A 17,793-nucleotide genomic window follows, 5' to 3' on the forward strand; every position below is an offset into this window, starting at 1 on the left:
GTGAATCTTGCCTCTGAAAAGAACAATCCTTTCGTGCTAGAAACATTTTTTCAGCATTCTGCTTAAAAAAGGGCTTAAATGTTTGCTTTCGTTGAATTTTAGATTTAAAATGAAGGAAATATACGGGGTGTACTAAAATAAAGCTTCGAATAAAGTGAGGTACTTTTAGTGAAAACAAACCAACAACCAAAAGCAGTAATTGTCATATTCGGTGCAACTGGAGATTTAGCAAAACGAAAATTGTATCCGTCTATTCACCGTTTATATCAAAACGGACAAATCGGAGAAGAGTTTGCAGTGGTAGGAGTTGGAAGAAGACCTTGGTCTAATGAGGATCTTCGCCAAACTGTTAAAACATCCATTTCCTCATCTGCAGATAAGCATATAGATGATTTCACGTCTCATTTTTACTATCACCCGTTTGACGTGACAAACCCTGGTTCTTATCAAGAGCTTAACGTATTGCTTAACCAGCTGGAAGATACATATCAAATTCCTAACAACAGAATGTTCTACTTGGCAATGGCTCCTGAATTCTTCGGAACGATTGCAAAAACATTAAAATCAGAGGGCGTAACAGCTACAACCGGCTGGTCCCGCCTTGTCATCGAAAAACCGTTCGGCCATGATCTGCCAAGCGCACAGGCATTGAATAAAGAAATCCGCGAAGCATTTACGGAAGATCAAATTTACAGAATCGACCATTATCTAGGCAAACAAATGGTTCAGAACATTGAAGTGATTCGATTTGCCAATGCGATTTTCGAACCGCTTTGGACAAACCGCTACATTTCAAACATTCAAATCACATCTAGCGAATCACTAGGCGTTGAAGACCGCGCAAGATATTACGAAAAATCAGGCGCCCTTCGCGACATGGTGCAAAACCATATTATGCAGATGGTTGCCCTTCTTGCAATGGAGCCGCCTATCAAATTGAACACAGAAGAAATCCGCAGCGAAAAAGTGAAGGTGCTGAGAGCACTGCGTCCTATAGCAAAAGACGAAGTGGATGAATACTTTGTGCGCGGACAATATCAAGCTGGTGAAATTGACGGTGTACCGGTTCCTGCTTATAACGATGAGGATAATGTCGCTCCTGACTCCAATACAGAAACTTTTGTTGCCGGCAAGCTCTTGATCGACAACTTCAGATGGGCTGGTGTTCCATTCTACATCAGAACCGGAAAACGAATGAAAGAAAAGTCCACAAAAATTGTCGTTCAATTTAAGGACATTCCGATGAACCTGTACTACGGTAATGAAAACAACATGAATCCGAACTTGCTTGTCATTCATATTCAGCCTGACGAAGGCATTACGCTTTACTTAAATGCTAAAAAGCTTGGCGGAGCAGCACACGCACAGCCAATCAAACTCGATTATTGCAGCAATTGCAATGACGAGTTGAACACCCCTGAAGCATATGAAAAACTCATTCACGACTGTCTTCTTGGCGATGCAACAAACTTTGCACACTGGGATGAAGTTGCCCTTTCTTGGAGCTTTGTCGACTCTATTTCTGAAACATGGGCAGCAAACAAAACCTTATCTCCTAACTACGAATCAGGCTCGATGGGACCGAAAGAATCTGATGATCTTTTGGCGAAAGACGGCTTACACTGGTGGAATATATAAGAAGAAAAAAAGCCGAAAATGCTTGTAAGCATTTTCGGTTTTTTTGCAACTGTCACAAAGGTATAACAATCTTTTTAATAACAAAACCCCCAAAGCTCTAGAGCTTCGGGGGTTTCTATTGATTACTTCATCCATTCAGTATGGAAGATGCCTTCTTTGTCAGTACGCTCATAAGTATGAGCGCCAAAGTAGTCGCGCTGTGCTTGGATTAAGTTTGCAGGCAGTACGGCTGTGCGGTAGCTGTCATAGTAGGCTAATGCGCTTGAGAATGATGGCACCGGCACACCTTGGGCAACTGCAAGTGAAATCACTTGGCGAAGCGCTCCTTGGTAGCTTTCTACAATATTCTTGAAATAGCTGTCAAGAAGCAGGTTGTCAAGCTCAGGCTCGCGATCGTAAGCTTCTTTGATCTTCTGAAGGAATGCCGCGCGAATGATGCAGCCACCGCGGAAGATCATAGCGATTTCACCATATTTCAGATCCCAGTTGTATTCTTCAGAAGCAGCTTTCATTTGGGCAAATCCTTGCGCGTATGAGCAGATTTTACTCATGAACAACGCTTTTCTGACCGCTTCAATCAGCTCTTCTTTATTTTCTGTAACAGGCTTCACTTCTGGTCCTGAAAGAAGTCCGCTCGCTTTCACACGCTCTTCCTTCATAGCTGAGATAAAGCGTGCGAATACAGATTCAGTAATAATCGGAAGCGGAACGCCTAAGTCAAGTGCGCTTTGGCTTGTCCATTTTCCTGTTCCTTTTTGCCCTGCTTTATCAAGAATCACATCAACAAGCGGCTTGCCTGTCTCTTCGTCTTTTTTTGTAAAGATGTCAGCCGTAATCTCAATCAGGTAGCTGTCAAGCTCGCCTTTATTCCATTCAGCGAAAACTTCATGAAGCTCATCAGCAGAAAGGCCCAGCACCTGTTTCAGAATGAAATATGATTCAGAGATCAGCTGCATATCTCCGTATTCAATTCCGTTGTGCACCATTTTTACGTAATGGCCGGCGCCGTCCGGACCGATATATGTCGTACAAGGTTCTCCGTCAACTTTTGCAGAAATGGCTTCAAGAATCGGTTTTACAAGCTCATGTGCTTCTTTTTGTCCGCCAGGCATGATAGAAGGTCCTTTAAGTGCCCCTTCTTCTCCGCCGGAAACGCCTGTTCCGATAAAATGAATGCCGCTTTCAGCGAGTTCTTTGTTACGGCGCTGTGTATCTTTATAGTATGTATTACCGCCGTCAATTAAAATATCATCCTTCTCTAGATGAGGAAGAAGAGATTGAATTGTCGCATCTGTTGCAGTTCCCGCTTTAACCATTAATAAGATTTTGCGCGGTGTTTCCAAGGATTGGACAAATTCTTCAATGCTGTAAGTGCCAACAACATTTTTTCCTTTTGCCTCCTGTAAAAACTCCTCAGTTTTACTGCTTGATCTGTTGTAAACAGAAACAGAAAATCCCCGGCTTTCGATATTTAAAGCCAGATTTTTACCCATGACCGCAAGTCCGATAACGCCGATTTGTTGTTTTGACATATTCTAACGTCCCTTCTGCAAACGTTTAATCATTTTAAAATTTAAATTAAAATAAAATGATATTTATAATAAAGAAATTACCATACATTCACCCTTTTTTTCAAGCGATTCAGCTTTTCTTTTCATCTTGAAAAAAATCTTTATTAAAGCTTGTTCCCTTTGTTTTGCTCTCCTCTTTTTTTAACGTTGCCCCTTTTCTGATCAGTTTGGTACCGTACTTTTTATTCAGCTTTTCCATCATCTGCTGAATGGGCTCATCCTTCGCATCCTCATTAAAGCTGAACAAATCGAGCTGCTTATAGGCCTGCTCTTTTTCTACCAAATCGGTTCCGGTAATGCCAAGCAGTCTGACAGGATTTTTATTCCAGTGTTTAAAAAAGAGGTGCTCTGCTTCTTTCAAAATGTCATTTTTTTGATCAATCGGGTTTCTCAGCGTAGTGCTTCTTGTGATGGTTTTCCAATCCGCATATCTAATCATAATAAAAAGCTTCGAAGCCATGACTTCCTTGCGCTGTAAACGGTCACTCACAGAAGCGGCAAGCTTTCTAAAAACGCCTAACAGCTCTTCTTCATCACTGGAATCATGGGAAAGTGTCGATGAGTTGCCGACGCTTTTAAATTCGTAAATGCGCTCCGGGTCAACCGGCGCATGGTGAATGCCATTTGCTTTATTTTTAAGGCGCGGACCGTTGATGCCAAGCAGGCGCTTCAGCGAGTGTTCATCAGCTGCAGCTAGCTCTCCGATTGTATGGATGCCGAGTCCCTTCAGTTTTTCCGCTGTCTTTTTGCCGACTCCGTGCATCTCTCCAACAGGAAGCGGCCACAGGATATCAGGCACTTGCCTCTTTCTTAAGATCGTAATTCCAAGCGGTTTTTTCATATCAGACGCCATCTTAGCGAGAAATTTATTCGGCGCGATTCCTATGCTTGACGGAAGCAGCAGCTCTTTTTGCAATCTGCTTTGGATTTCTTTTGCCGTCTCTAGCGCGCGGCTGCTGTATGGTGTATCGGTCATGTCCATATAGCCTTCGTCGATGGAGACAGGCTCCACTAGGTCAGTATATTCACGAAGAATGGTAAACATCGCTCGTGAAGAGTTTCTATAGCGGTCAAAGTTCGGCGGAAGAACGATGAGCTCAGGACAATGGCGCTTCGCTTGCCAAACCGGCATCGTTGTTTTGACGCCGCGCGCTCTTGCTTCGTAGCTGCATGTCACCACAATGCCCTTTCGCTCCTTTACGTTTCCGGCAACTGCGACCGGCTTTCCCCGGAGAGCCGGATCATATGCCATTTCAACCGACGCATAAAAGCTATTCATATCAATATGGAAAATAATTCGGCTCTTTCCCGGCATAAACAAATCTCCTTTTCGGTCATTAGACAACAGCTTGTACATATAGTAAAATGAAGCTATTGAATGGATGTGATGACAATGTTTGTGGAATCGATAAATGACGTTTTATTCTTAGTCGATTTTTTCACAATTATTCTTCCTGCTCTAACGGCAATCGGGATTGCATTCCTCTTACGGGAGTGCCGTGCGGGCGAGCAATGGAAATCAAAACGAACAGATGAACATCAGACGGTCTTTCACATTAACCGAACAGACTTTCTTATTATTATATATCATCGCATTACAACTTGGATACGTAAAGTCTTCCGCATGAATTCGCCTGTGAACGATGAGGAAGACGCCGGTTCTCTTCTTTTATAAACCGCATTTATAAAAAGGAGGAGAACAAAATTGTTAAAAACATATCAAAAACTTTTGGCTATGGGTATCTTTTTGATCGTATTATGCTCGGGCAATGCTGCATTTGCAGCGACTAATCAGGTGGGAGGCCTCAGCAACGTAGGTTTTTTCCACGATTATTTAATCGAACCGTTTTCCGCTCTGCTTAAGGGTGTTGCCGGGCTGTTTCACGGAGAATACGGACTCTCTATTATCCTCGTAACCATTATTGTGCGTATAGTTGTATTGCCTTTGTTTGTCAATCAGTTCAAAAAACAGCGCATCTTCCAAGAGAAAATGGCCGTTATTAAACCTCAGGTTGACAGTATCCAGGTTAAGTTGAAAAAGACGAAGGACCCGGAAAAGCAAAAAGAGCTGCAAATGGAAATGATGAAGCTGTATCAGGAGCATAATATCAACCCGCTTGCGATGGGCTGTCTTCCAATGCTGATTCAGTCTCCGATTATGATTGGGCTTTATTACGCGATTCGCTCAACACCTGAAATTGCGTCACACTCGTTTCTATGGTTCAGTTTAGGGCAATCTGATATTCTCATGTCCCTTAGTGCAGGGATTATGTATTTTGTCCAAGCCTATATCGCTCAAAAACTGAGCGCGAAATATTCCGCTGTCCCGCAAAACCCAGCGGCACAGCAATCCGCAAAATTGATGGTGTTCATCTTCCCTGTGATGATGACGATTTTCTCGCTTAATGTGCCGGCAGCCCTTCCGCTGTACTGGTTTACAAGCGGACTGTTTTTGACAGTGCAAAACATCGTCCTTCAGATGACGCATCATAAAAGTAAAAAAACAGCCGCTCTTACTGAGTCGGTGAAATAAAAAAACAACCCCGCGCGAAAAGCCGGGGTTGTTTTTTGTTACTTGCAAAGCATACCGCGCCAAACAGTCTTGATTATCATGGCTGAAGCAGAAATGGCCATCCTAAAAAATAGCCGTATCGTTTAAAAAGAAGGAAATCGGGAATACCTTTACTCACCTCCAAACGAAAGGAGCATATACGTTGACGGAACACTTTCAGCAAAAAAACATTTCTGTACCTGAAGGAATCTGGATCATGAGACAAACCTGGATTGATGTCTTATTTGCTCACTGGCCTGTTGATGTTTCTATCCTTCGCGCTTTGGTACCGTCCGTTTTAGAATTAGATACATATAACGGGCAAGCTTGGATCAGCATGCTTCCCTTTATGCTCACGAACCTGAGGGCGCGTTATCTTCCTGCCATTCCCGGTGCGCGTGCATTTCCTGAGCTTAACCTCCGCACCTATGTCACGTATAAAGGCAAGCCCGGCATTTATTTTTTTAGCTTAGATGCCGATCATCGTCTGGCGGTCCTTGGCGCTCGCACATTCTTTCATCTGCCTTATTTTTACGCGGATATGAAAGCCGAAAAAAACGGTGATGCCATTGACTATGTCAGCAAGCGGAAAGATGACAAAGAAGCAGCATTCCACGCCGCATACCGGCCCATTTCAGCGCCTTTTACAGCAGAAAAGGATTCGCTCGATTACTGGCTGACAGAACGGTATAGACTCTATACTACCAATCAAAGCAAACTCTATTACGAAGACATCCATCATCATCCATGGCTGCTGCAAAACGCTGAAGCGGAAATTTCAGTCAATACGGTGACTGATGCTCACGGCATTACATTGCCAGAGTCAGATCCCTTGCTTCATTACGCTAAAAAACAGGATGTGTTATTTTGGCCGCTTAGGAAACGGAGCTAAAAAAACCCGATGCGGGAAATCGCACTCGGGTTTTCTTTTTTTATTTTGCCGCCTCTTCAATAATGGCAACAACCATTTCTGCCGTTTTAACGAGCTCTTCGATCGGCATTTTTTCATTTTTTGTATGGATTTGCTCATAACCGACAGCAAGATTGACCGTCGGGATGCCATGACCAGCGATTACGTTCGCGTCGCTTCCGCCGCCGCTCGTTTGCAGCTCGCTTGGACGTCCGATTTTAGCAGCCGCTTTTTTCGCGATTTCAACAACTTGGTCGCCGTCTTGATATTTAAAGCCCGGATACATAACCTCAATTTCGACTTCTGCGCGTCCGCCCATATCAGCAGCTGCCTCTTCAAAAGCAGCTTTCATTTTTTGAACCTGAGCTTCCATTTTCTCAGGAACTAAAGAGCGCGCTTCAGCAAGAATATGAACTTCGTCGCACACAATGTTTGTTTGTGTGCCGCCTTCAAACCGGCCGATATTAGCTGTTGTTTCTTCATCGATACGGCCCAATGGCATTTTTGAAATGGCTTTGCTAGCGATTGTAATCGCTGAAATGCCTTTTTCAGGTTCAACCCCGGCGTGAGCGGTTTTCCCGAAAATTGCCGCTCTTACCTTCGCCTGTGTCGGCGCGGCCACAATGATATTTCCAACTTTTCCGTCTGAATCAAGGGCATAGCCGTAGGATGCAGTGATCATAGAACGGTCAAGAGCCTTCGCTCCGATCAGACCCGATTCTTCCCCTACTGTGATGATGAATTCAATCGTGCCGTGTTCAATGTTTTCTTCTTTCAGCACCTTAATCGCCTCAAACATTGCAGCCAATCCCGCTTTATCATCAGCGCCTAAAATCGTCGTGCCGTCAGTTTTGACGTAACCGTTCTCTACAACTGGTTTTACGCCGTTTCCGGGTACAACTGTGTCCATATGAGATGTAAAATAGATCGTATCTGTTTGTTTTGTCCCTTTTAGCGTGCAAATCAGGTTACCGGCTCCGTGGCCCGTGATATCCATTGTATCGTCTTCTTTAACATCCACACCTAAATCAGAAAATTTTCGTTTCAGCACTTTGCAGATTTCAGCTTCGTGCTTTGTTTCTGAGTCAATTTGGACAAGCTCTAAAAATTCTTCCAGCAGGCGTTTTTCATTCACCATTTGTAAGTCCCTCCATATTAAAGCGGTATGTTACCGTGCTTTTTTTTCGGTCTCTCTTCTGTCTTATGTGCAAGCATATGAAAAGCTTGAATCAGTCTTCCCCTTGATTCTTCCGGCAAAATGATGTCATCGACCATTCCACAAGCGGCCGCTTTGTATGGGCCGGCGTTTTGCTTTTTGTATTCAGCTGTTTTTTCGCGTTTCGTCTTTTGCGGGTCAGCTGAAGCTTTGATTTCCTTTTCATACAAAATCGATGCCGCACCTTCTGGACCCATCACTGCGATTTCAGCATTCGGCCATGCAAACACAAGGTCCGCTCCGATTGCTTTGCTGTTCATGGCCACATAGGCGCCGCCGTACGCTTTTCTAATGATGAGTGTGACTTTTGGGACAGTCGCTTCTGCATAAGCAAACAATAATTTTGCTCCATGCCTGATGATTCCGTTGTGCTCTTGCTGAATACCGGGCAGAAACCCCGGGACATCCTCAACAGTCAACAGCGGGATATCAAATGCGTCACAAAAACGGATGAACCTTGCTGCTTTATCAGCAGCGTCAATCGTCAAGCTTCCCGCCAGATGCTTCGGCTGGCTCGCCACGATGCCGATTGTTTTTTCACCCAGCCTTGCAAACCCAATGACAATGTTCTTCGCAAAAAATGGCTGAATCTCAAAAAAAGACTGCGGGTCGGCCATCTCCTTAATCACCGTCCGAACATCATACGGCTTTGTCGTGTCAGCAGGCACTAGACGGTTTAATAACGGTCTGGACGCCTCTTTCTCTGGCTTCGGCTCTGTTGTCCGGCCATTCAGCGGCAAATAAGACAGCAGTTTTCTCACCCCTGTCAGAACCTCCTTCTCCGTATGCCCGGAAAAGTGGGCGTTTCCGCTGACGGCATTATGTATCCCCGCTCCGCCTAAGCTCTCCGCATCAACCTGTTCCCCTGTCACTTTTTCAATCACCTTCGGGCCGGTAATAAACATCCGGCCGGTCTGTTCAGCCATAAATATAAAATCTGTGAGTGCCGGAGAATATACAGCGCCTCCAGCGCACGGCCCTAAAATAACCGATATTTGCGGAATGACTCCGGAATATAAGACGTTTCGGTAAAATATGTGACCGTATCCATCTAATGATACCACACCCTCTTGAATTCTCGCACCACCTGAGTCATTCAGCCCGATAATCGGCGCCTTATTTTTTGCTGCCAGATCCATCAAAGCGCAGATTTTCCTGGCATGGGTTTCGCCAAGCGCCCCTCCGAATACTGTGAAGTCTTGCGCAAATACATAAACTGAGCGGCCGTCAATTGTGCCGTACCCTGTCACGACCCCATCCCCTAACATGCGCTGTTCTCTTGTTAACACTTGACTTTCCATGAAGGGGTGTAATTCGATAAAGCTGTCCTGATCTAGAAGAAATATGATCCTTTCCCGAGCAGTGAGCTTGCCCTTTTGCCGCTGCTGAGCCAGCTTTTCCCGTCCTCCGCCTTCTTCTGCCTGCTTGCGTTTCGTGTATAAATGATCTATGTGCTCATTCATATTCATTGTGTTGGTCTCCTTTCGGTTCACAAAGCTCTACAAGAACACCGTTTGTTTCCCGAGGGGAAATAAACGCGATCTTTTTCCCGTTCGCTCCCTGTCTTGGAAACCTGTCAATCAATTGAACATGCCGGTCAGACAATGCTTGAAGCTGTTCAGATAGGCCGTTGCACAAAAACGCAATATGATGCAGTCCCTGCCCTTTCTTCTCCAAAAATAAACGGACGGGGCTGTCAGCTGTCAACGGCTCTATCAGCTCAAGTTTGACGCTACCCGCTTGAAAAAAAGCAACATTCACCTTTTGCTCTTCAACCGTTTCTTGATGAAGAAATGCAAGCCCCAATACATTTTCATAAAAGCTTCTTGCATCTTTTATCGAAAAAACGGCTATCCCGATATGGTCAAGCCTGTTCATTTGCATCCCTGCTTTCGCTAATAGATATCGCTTGTCCGCCCATTCAAAACACGCTAAAATATAGACAGATTGTTTAAGGAGTGAAAATCATGTCTCAAAAACTGATGAAAAGCGTTTTGATCGTGATTTTGGGAGTTTTTATTCTTTCAACTGTACTCTCAGGAATCGTCATGTTTCTATAACGATAAAAAAGCAGGCGCCTTATTCAATGGGAATATCCTGCTTTTTTATCAGAGCTTTATGCTCGATGGCAATCTCCTCAAAAGAGCGGTTGTCGTCCGTGATCAGCACTCTCGTTCCTATTGGTATCGTTTGAAACAAATGAACGACCTCATCGTTATGCATACGTATACAGCCGTTAGACACAAATTTTCCTACTGATTCCTCTCGGTTTGTCCCATGAATTCCATAAATCCGCCCGTCCGTTCCTTTCGCGTCAAATCCGATCCATCTTGCCCCAAGCGGGTTATCAGGAGATCCCCCTTCAATATTTTTCTTTCTGTAGTAAGGATTTTCCGCTTTTACCGTTACCGAAAACTCTCCTTCAGGCGTCAAATCATCTGTTTTTCCAGTCGCCACACTGTACACGCCTTCTACTTTGTTGTCGAGGATAACAGCAAGTTCATTTGTTCGCTTGTTGACAATAACATATGGATCACCCGGCAGCTGATTTTCGCCGAGCGGCCAAATCGGTGAAATCATCATAAAAATCGAACATAAGAAAAAACGCATAAGCTCCTCCTTTTTCATTAGGTTGACCAATGAAGGAAGAGCTCATGCGAATCATCCGAGTGATTTTTGCGCTTTTATTCCTTTAAAATAACTTTTAATCACTAAATATTGTTCCATTTCGCCGAGAAGATGGAAGAGAGCGGCCCTTGCTTCAAATTCCTCTCTAGTCGCCGGAAGCGGCATCTCCTCAAATTCTTTTCTCATGTCAGCAAGTCTTTTCAGAAATTTGTACGCTGTATTCCCAGGGTGTATCGCCTCCCGCAAATCATGAATAAATTCAGCGATCATTTTTCCCTGATCTACCGTGATGGAGATCGATGTTACTTTAGGGAGAAGGCGTTCGATAATTTCAAATTGCTTTTCTCTCATTTTAAAATAATGATAATGCAGATTTTCGTAACGCAAAATGTGGTTTTGCACATCTCGATATGCCAGGTTTTTAGCCTCCGTAATGAGCTGGTGCGTTTCCGGAATTTCTTTTCCTGACCAATCTTGCTCACCAGTTAACAAATACCGTTCGATTTCTGCAAAAATGACAGCAAAGTTATCCTCTATCTTTTTGCGGTAGGCAATCAGTTTCCGATCAAGACTAGGCATATACAAGTTCATCAATAGAGCGACGCCGATGCCAACCGTAATCAGCTGAACTTCATTCCAGATGAAAGCAAGCGTAATGCCGCCGGACATGTATAAATGAAGGATAATAACGGAACTGGTGACAATACCCTCGTTAATTTTTAACAGAACCGTTATTGGAATGAATATCAAAAGAAGCGCTCCGATCACAAACGGGTGGTAGCCAATAAGCTCGAAAAAGAGATAAGAAAAAACAATTGCCAGACAGCATGCCGCAAAGCGGGCCCATGAGGCCTGAAGCGACCGTTTTTGTGTGATTTGTATGCACAAAATGGTGATGATTCCTGCTGATGCGAAGTTTTGCAAATGCAATAACTGGCTTACATAAATAGCCAAAGCTGTTCCAAGCGCGGTCTTTATTGTGCGGTAACCAATTTTAAACATGTCGGACTCCATTTCTATTTGTTTCTTCAATAAAAAAGAAGAGGCGGCCAGCCTTCTTCTTTTTTATATTCTATAATATTTTCTCTAAAAAGTCCTGCGCTCTTTTGGATTTTGGCGACATAAAAAATTCCTTCGGATTGCCGTCCTCGACAATCATTCCTTGGTCCATAAACAGCACGCGGTCTGCCACTTCTTTTGCGAAGCCCATTTCATGTGTGACAATCACCATGGTCATGCCGGTTTCGACCAGCTCTTTCATCACCTGTAGCACTTCTTTGACCATCTCCGGATCAAGGGCGGAGGTCGGCTCGTCAAACAGCATGATGTCCGGATTCATCGCAAGAGCCCTGGCAATCGCGACACGCTGTTTTTGTCCGCCAGACAAACGGTTTGGATAGTCATTTCGCTTTTCAAACAAACCGACTTTGCGGAGCAGGTCCTCAGCTTTCTCCTGTGCAGCCTGTTTTGATTCTTTTTTTACATTGACAGGCGCGTACATGATGTTTTCGAGAACCGTTTTGTGCGGAAAGAGATGAAAATGCTGAAAAACCATCCCGATGTTTTCCCGGACCTTTAATGTGTTGGTTTTCGGCTTCGTAATCTCTGTGTCTTTTATTGTAATGGTTCCGCCGTTAGGCTTTTCCAACAGGTTTAAACAGCGTAGGAACGTTGATTTGCCTGAGCCTGAAGGACCGATCACGGCAACAACCTCACCCTCAGCGATTGTTGTTGAAATGTTTTTTAATACTTCGTGTTTCCCAAATGATTTTGACAGCTTTTCAACCTTAATCATTGGATTTCAGCTTCCTTTCTACAGCCTTGCCGATAAACGTTAAAATCAGGACAAGCACATAATAAATCAATCCCGCGATAATGAGCGGCTCAAGGTAATTGTAAGTGGCGGCGCCAGCTTGATATGCGCGTCTCATGACATCACCAAGCCCGATGACGGTGACGATCGCCGATTCTTTTGTTAACGTAATTAATTCATTCACAATTGCAGGTGATATATTTTTGAAGGCCTGAGGCAGCAGCAGATCCTTCATCATTTTTCCATACGGGACACCGAGTGCAACAGCAGCTTCTTTTTGCCCTTTATCAATGGCATTGATTCCGGCTCTGATAATTTCCGATACATAAGCGGCGGAATTCAAAGACAATGCGACAACCGCAGCCCAAAACTGGTCAATTTGAAATCCGAGCAGCTGAGGAAGGCCAAAATAGACAATCATAAGCTGCAGCACTAAAGGCGTGCCTCGGAACACTGATGTATAAAAATCAGCGATCCAGATAAACGGGCGGAATGTGCTGATCTTGCATAAGCTTAGCACAATACCGAGTATAAGTCCGATAATAGCAGATACAACAACAATTTTTAATGTAATTGCCAAGCCTTCTAATATAAAAGGAATTTGGGGGATCGTTGCTGAAAAATCCAAATTCATAGCCTTTGTCTCCTTTTCTTACAGGAAAAAAGTTTCCTATTCAATAAAAAGGCTCAACGAAAAAGTTGAGCCGCTTTTTTTACTTCTCGCCAGTGAACCATTTTTTCTTCAATTTCTCAAGCTCTCCGTTATCTTCCATTTCCTTGAGCGCTTTATTGAATTTGTCTGTCAGTTCACTGTCCTTTCTGAAAGCAATTGCTGAACCGGCTTCTTCCGCTTTCGCATCAGGAATCACAAAGCCTTGCAGGTCATCATTTGATTTGAAATACCCTTCTGCAACAATGTCTTCAATAATCGCGGCATCGAAGCGGTCAGATTTGATTTCCTGCACCAAATCAGAAATTCTGTTGCGGTCTTCTGTTTTAAAACCATATTCCGGAGAAAGCTCTTTCCCCTTCTCTTCCTGAATAGAGCCAAGCTGAACGCCAACTGTTTTTCCTTTCAGGTCTTTCAAAGATTGAATGCCGCTGTCTTTTTTGCTGACAATCATATGGTTCGCTGTGTAATACACATCTGAAAAATCAACTTGTTTTTTACGCTCAGGCGTTGGTGTCATTCCTGACAGAACGAGATCCACCTGTTTTGATTTAAGCGCTGTAATTAAGCTGTTGAAGTCCATATCCTGCACTTCAATTTCATAGCCTGCCTTCTTTGCCAGAGCTTTTGCCAGCTCTACATCAAAGCCGACAATATTATCTCCTTCTTTATATTCAAACGGTTTGTAATCCGCCGAAGTACCCATAATTAATTTTTTCTTTCCGCTTTCTGAACCTGAATTGCTTGAGCCGCACGCAGTTAATGCAAAGGTGATGCAAGCAGCTACAAGTAATAAGAGCCATTTTTTCATGATCCATTTCCCCCGTATTCATTACTTTTGGTATATTTGAATATTTATTCGTTAATTTGTATTTTAAACAGTTTCTTATTTTTATGCAATACTATTTTTTAAAATTATCTTCAAGCTTATCTTTCCAGTGATCTCTTTTTGATATTACTAGATAAAAATAAAATCACTGTACAATCCGATTGAATAATCCCTTAATATTTATTCATATACTCTTGGAAATTTATGCACAAAAAAACCCGGGCCGCTTTGAGCATCCGGGTTGTTCGTCTTATACTTCTTCACAATATTCTTCAAAGGCTTCCTGCAGCTTTGCCACTACGGCCATCGGCTCATGGCCTTCAATTTCATGACGCTCTACCATTTTCATGATCTTTCCGTCTTTCAAAATCGCAAAGGACGGAGAAGATGGCGGATAACCTTCAAAATAGTCACGCGCACGCGCTGTCGCTTCTTTATCCTGTCCGGCAAAAACGGTGACGAGCTGATCAGGTCTTTTATCATAGTGAACGGAATGGTAGGCTGCCGGTCTTGCAATTCCTCCGGCGCATCCGCAAACAGAGTTTACCATGACAAGCGTCGTTCCTTTTTTCGTAAGTGCCTCATCCACCTCTTCAGCTGTTTTCAGCTCAGTGTATCCGGCAGCTGTTATTTCTTGTCTCGCTTGGCGGACAATATCATTCATAAATAAATTAAAGTCCATATTCAATGAAGACCTCTCCTTTTTCATCATCTGTTCTTATGATAGCAAGGAAACGTCCATATCGGCAAATGACTTTGCTTCGCCGTGCACTTTTTTTGCTCTTCGTTTACTGCTTACAGAAAAAGGGGATTATATAACCAGAAGTAAAATAAAGGAGCAGTTGTATATGAGCCACCGGAAAGCGTTACTGATTCATAACGGAAATGCCGGCAACAAAAATATAGAAAAAGCACTTGGTGCTGTCGTGCCGGTTTTATCTCACCATTTAGATGAGGTGATTATTAAACAGACAAAGAAAAAGGATGATGCGTATCATTTTTGCCGATCCATTGATGATTCTGTCGACACCGTCTTCATTCTCGGCGGCGACGGCACGATCCATCAATGCATAAATGCTATCAGCGCTCTAGAAAGAAAACCCGCGGTCGGAATTTTGCCCGGAGGCACGTGCAATGACTTTTCAAGAGTGCTTGGCATCCCTCAAAATCTTGCAAAGGCAGCGGAAGCACTTATGTCAGGAAAAAATACCAGCGTAGACGTATGTCAGATGAATGACCGTTATTTTTTGAATTTCTGGGGGATCGGCTTAATTGCAGAAACGTCGAATCAAATCAACGAAACGGAAAAAGCATTATTGGGAAAAATCAGCTATTTTACAAGTGCCTTGCGAACCGTCTCATCCGCTGCATCGTTTCCGATGACATTAAAAATTGATGGAGAAGAAATTAAAGAAGAAGCCGTTATGCTGCTTGTGATGAATGGCCAATACATTGGAACGAATCGAATTCCTCTGCCCGATGCCAGTATTGAAGACGGCTTACTTGATGTTCTCATATGCCGCAACACCAACCTCACCGCGCTGCGGGAGCTGATGAGCATGGAACAGGGCTCAATTGATCGTTTTACCGGAGAGCTGTCCTATGTCCAGGCCTCCCGTATCGAGATTGAAACAGACACTGCCAAAAAGGCGGATATGGATGGAGAAGTTTATACACATACACCCGCAGTCATTCAGGTCCTGCCGCAGCATATCGACATGCTTGTTCCCGCAAATGAATAACTGTCATAAGGCTTTAGAAAGATTTTGCAAATCCGTTGACTCTCCCCCAGGAGGAGGTCTTACAGTATAAGGGATACACACTTGAAAAAGGGGAAGTCATATGGAGAAGAAAAATATTACCTTAACGATATTATTAACCAATTTATTTATTGCTTTTTTGGGGATCGGGCTTGTGATTCCAGTAACGCCGACCATTATGAATGAATTGCATTTATCAGGGACTGCGGTCGGCTATATGGTTGCCTGCTTCGCTATTACACAGCTCATTGTCTCACCAATAGCCGGACGATGGGTTGATCGCTTCGGGCGCAAGATCATGATTGTGATCGGCCTGTTGTTCTTTAGTGTGTCGGAGTTTTTATTCGGCATTGGAAAAACAGTTGAGATGTTATTTATCTCCCGTATGCTGGGCGGTATCAGCGCAGCCTTCATTATGCCTGGGGTCACGGCTTTTATCGCAGATATCACGACCATTAAAACACGGCCGAAAGCGCTCGGTTATATGTCAGCCGCTATTTCAACAGGATTTATTATCGGCCCCGGCATCGGGGGATTTTTAGCAGAGGTCCATTCCCGGCTGCCTTTTTTCTTTGCGGCAGCTTTTGCACTGTTAGCAGCCATTTTATCAATCCTCACGCTGCGCGAGCCGGAACGAAACCCTGAAAATCAGGAAATAAAAGGACAGAAGACAGGCTTTAAACGGATTTTTGCCCCCATGTATTTCATAGCTTTTCTCATTATCTTAATTTCGTCTTTTGGTTTAGCATCATTTGAATCTTTATTTGCATTATTCGTGGATCATAAATTCGGTTTTACGGCCAGCGACATTGCCATTATGATTACAGGAGGAGCGATTGTTGGCGCCATTACGCAAGTCGTCTTATTCGACCGCTTCACAAGATGGTTTGGTGAAATCCATTTAATTCGGTACAGCTTAATTCTCTCGACGAGTCTGGTATTCTTGCTGACAACGGTACATTCATATGTTGCGATTCTGCTGGTGACAGTCACCGTATTTGTCGGATTTGATCTCATGCGGCCTGCGGTAACGACTTACCTGTCAAAGATTGCGGGAAATGAACAGGGGTTTGCCGGCGGTATGAATTCAATGTTTACAAGTATCGGCAATGTATTCGGGCCTATTATCGGCGGAATGCTGTTCGATATAGATGTAAACTATCCTTTCTACTTTGCAACGGTCACCTTAGCCATAGGGATTGCACTGACCATTGCTTGGAAAGCGCCTGCACATCTTAAAGCCAGCACGTGATAAGAAGCGCATTCTTTGTGTACTGCAAAGAATGCGCTTCTTCTTTATACTGATGATAGAAGGAGTGATGGCATGAAGGAATCATATTACTCAATTGGGGAAGTTTCAAAACTGGCAAACGTGTCGATTAAAGCGCTCCGTTATTACGATAAAATTGATTTATTTAAACCAGCCTACGTCGACCCGGATACCAGCTACCGCTATTATACAGATTCTCAGCTCATTCATCTGGATTTGATCAAATCATTGAAATATATCGGCACACCTTTAGAGGAGATGAAAAAAGCACAGGACTTAGAGATGGAAGAACTGTTTGCTTTTTATACAGAGCAGGAGAGGCAAATCAGGGAGAAATTAGACTTTTTATCAGCACTGGAGCAAACCATTTCATTGGTGAAAAAGCGGATGAAACGGCAGATGGAATATCCCGCGCTCGGTGAGGTGTTTGTTTTAGATGAAGAAGAAATACGGATCATTCAGACAGAGGCAGAAGGTATCGGGCCTGAAAACGTGCTCAATGCCTCCTACAGCAAATTAAAAAAATTTATCGAGTCAGCAGATGGATTTACGAACAATAGCTACGGTGCTACTTTCTCTTTTCAGCCCTACACCAGCATTGATGAAATGACTTACCGTCATATTTTCACGCCTGTATTGACGAATAAACAGATTTCATCAATTACGCCGGATATGGAAATCACAACAATCCCTAAAGGGAGGTATGCGTGTATCGCGTATAATTTTTCGCCTGAACATTATTTTCTCAACTTACAGAAGCTTATCAAGTATATCGCAGACCGCCAATTAACAGTTGTCAGTGATGTATACGAGTTAATCATACCGATTCATTACTCCCCGAAAAAACAAGAAGAATATCGAGTCGAAATGAAAATACGGATCGCTGAATAATAAATCATAGAAAAAGAGCATTTTTTGAAACAAAACTTCAAAAAAT

The 17,793-nt window shown here is 43.5% G+C and carries 19 protein-coding genes; 8 read left to right on the forward strand and 11 right to left on the reverse strand.

Features of this window, described 5'->3' with window-relative positions; translation table 11 throughout:
• Positions 1–168 precede the first annotated feature (168 nt).
• Positions 169–1,638 (forward strand): glucose-6-phosphate dehydrogenase, encoded by a 1,470-nt coding sequence (gene zwf / locus ACZ07B_RS02945; protein WP_086344049.1) that lies wholly within the window; start codon positions 169–171, stop codon positions 1,636–1,638.
• A gap of 122 nt (positions 1,639–1,760) precedes the next feature.
• Here the strand turns inward: zwf and gndA are convergent, their stop codons facing one another.
• Positions 1,761–3,170 carry an NADP-dependent phosphogluconate dehydrogenase gene (gene gndA / locus ACZ07B_RS02950; protein WP_003230365.1) on the reverse strand — a complete coding sequence of 470 codons (1,410 nt, stop codon included), beginning with the start codon at positions 3,168–3,170 and terminating at the stop codon, positions 1,761–1,763.
• Positions 3,171–3,279: 109 nt separating this feature from the next.
• Positions 3,280–4,524, reverse strand: coding sequence for a DNA polymerase IV (locus tag ACZ07B_RS02955; protein WP_015251756.1), 1,245 nt, complete (start codon positions 4,522–4,524; stop codon positions 3,280–3,282).
• A 72-nt stretch (positions 4,525–4,596) separates the two neighbouring features.
• Between ACZ07B_RS02955 and mifM the strand changes: the two genes are divergently transcribed.
• From mifM to ACZ07B_RS02970, 3 genes are all read left to right on the forward strand, one after another.
• A complete protein-coding gene (mifM, locus tag ACZ07B_RS02960; RefSeq protein ID WP_010886563.1) occupies positions 4,597–4,884 on the forward strand; it encodes a membrane protein insertion/folding monitor MifM in 288 nt (95 codons plus the stop codon).
• Between the two features lie 30 nt (positions 4,885–4,914).
• Entirely contained in the window at positions 4,915–5,742 is an 828-nt protein-coding gene (locus ACZ07B_RS02965; RefSeq protein ID WP_003230359.1) for a membrane protein insertase YidC, read from the forward strand.
• 181 nt (positions 5,743–5,923) lie between these two features.
• Complete coding sequence (locus ACZ07B_RS02970; RefSeq protein ID WP_464876884.1) at positions 5,924–6,652, forward strand: YqjF family protein; 729 nt, start codon at positions 5,924–5,926, stop codon at positions 6,650–6,652.
• Positions 6,653–6,692: 40 nt separating this feature from the next.
• Here ACZ07B_RS02970 and ACZ07B_RS02975 read toward each other — a convergent pair whose 3' ends face one another.
• The 3 genes from ACZ07B_RS02975 to mce are packed head-to-tail and all read right to left on the reverse strand — an operon-like array spanning position 6,693 to position 9,764.
• A complete protein-coding gene (locus ACZ07B_RS02975; RefSeq protein WP_003230352.1) occupies positions 6,693–7,808 on the reverse strand; it encodes a tripeptidase T in 1,116 nt (371 codons plus the stop codon).
• Between the two features lie 17 nt (positions 7,809–7,825).
• On the reverse strand, positions 7,826–9,349 hold the full coding sequence (locus tag ACZ07B_RS02980; protein WP_464877032.1) for an acyl-CoA carboxylase subunit beta: 1,524 nt from the start codon (positions 9,347–9,349) through the stop codon (positions 7,826–7,828).
• Positions 9,342–9,764, reverse strand: a complete 423-nt coding sequence (mce, locus tag ACZ07B_RS02985; protein WP_129092513.1) for a methylmalonyl-CoA epimerase — start codon at positions 9,762–9,764, stop codon at positions 9,342–9,344. The genes ACZ07B_RS02980 and mce overlap by 8 nt, the downstream gene beginning before the upstream one ends.
• 89 nt (positions 9,765–9,853) lie before the next feature.
• On the opposite strand from mce, the gene prli42 reads away from it, so the two are divergent.
• The gene (gene prli42, locus ACZ07B_RS02990; protein WP_003226489.1) at positions 9,854–9,946 is read left to right on the forward strand and encodes a stressosome-associated protein Prli42; all 93 of its coding nucleotides are present in this window, start codon (positions 9,854–9,856) and stop codon (positions 9,944–9,946) included.
• A gap of 19 nt (positions 9,947–9,965) precedes the next feature.
• Here prli42 and ACZ07B_RS02995 read toward each other — a convergent pair whose 3' ends face one another.
• From ACZ07B_RS02995 to brxB, 6 genes are all read right to left on the reverse strand, one after another.
• Positions 9,966–10,496: a L,D-transpeptidase gene (locus ACZ07B_RS02995; protein ID WP_464876885.1), complete on the reverse strand. Its 531-nt coding sequence runs from the start codon at positions 10,494–10,496 to the stop codon at positions 9,966–9,968.
• A gap of 51 nt (positions 10,497–10,547) precedes the next feature.
• Positions 10,548–11,516 (reverse strand): aromatic acid exporter family protein, encoded by a 969-nt coding sequence (locus tag ACZ07B_RS03000; RefSeq protein ID WP_464876886.1) that lies wholly within the window; start codon positions 11,514–11,516, stop codon positions 10,548–10,550.
• Between the two features lie 70 nt (positions 11,517–11,586).
• Positions 11,587–12,309: an arginine ABC transporter ATP-binding protein ArtR gene (artR, locus tag ACZ07B_RS03005; protein ID WP_004398740.1), complete on the reverse strand. Its 723-nt coding sequence runs from the start codon at positions 12,307–12,309 to the stop codon at positions 11,587–11,589.
• Positions 12,302–12,961, reverse strand: a complete 660-nt coding sequence (artQ, locus tag ACZ07B_RS03010; RefSeq protein ID WP_003230340.1) for an arginine ABC transporter permease ArtQ — start codon at positions 12,959–12,961, stop codon at positions 12,302–12,304. Before artQ ends, artR begins: the two co-directional genes overlap by 8 nt.
• 79 nt (positions 12,962–13,040) lie before the next feature.
• Entirely contained in the window at positions 13,041–13,808 is a 768-nt protein-coding gene (gene artP, locus ACZ07B_RS03015; RefSeq protein WP_004398706.1) for an arginine ABC transporter substrate-binding protein ArtP, read from the reverse strand.
• Between the two features lie 268 nt (positions 13,809–14,076).
• Positions 14,077–14,514, reverse strand: coding sequence for a bacilliredoxin BrxB (brxB, locus tag ACZ07B_RS03020; protein WP_003226477.1), 438 nt, complete (start codon positions 14,512–14,514; stop codon positions 14,077–14,079).
• A 160-nt stretch (positions 14,515–14,674) separates the two neighbouring features.
• On the opposite strand from brxB, the gene ACZ07B_RS03025 reads away from it, so the two are divergent.
• The 3 genes from ACZ07B_RS03025 to bmrR all read left to right on the forward strand — a co-directional run bounded on the left by ACZ07B_RS03025 (position 14,675) and on the right by bmrR (position 17,747).
• On the forward strand, positions 14,675–15,568 hold the full coding sequence (locus ACZ07B_RS03025; RefSeq protein WP_464876887.1) for a diacylglycerol kinase family lipid kinase: 894 nt from the start codon (positions 14,675–14,677) through the stop codon (positions 15,566–15,568).
• 100 nt (positions 15,569–15,668) lie between these two features.
• Positions 15,669–16,838, forward strand: a complete 1,170-nt coding sequence (gene bmr, locus ACZ07B_RS03030; protein WP_003230328.1) for a multidrug efflux MFS transporter Bmr — start codon at positions 15,669–15,671, stop codon at positions 16,836–16,838.
• A 72-nt stretch (positions 16,839–16,910) separates the two neighbouring features.
• The gene (gene bmrR / locus ACZ07B_RS03035; RefSeq protein WP_003230325.1) at positions 16,911–17,747 is read left to right on the forward strand and encodes a multidrug efflux transcriptional regulator BmrR; all 837 of its coding nucleotides are present in this window, start codon (positions 16,911–16,913) and stop codon (positions 17,745–17,747) included.
• The last annotated feature ends 46 nt before the right edge of the window (positions 17,748–17,793 follow it).

Source organism: Bacillus sp. 9.4 (genome assembly GCF_055486415.1).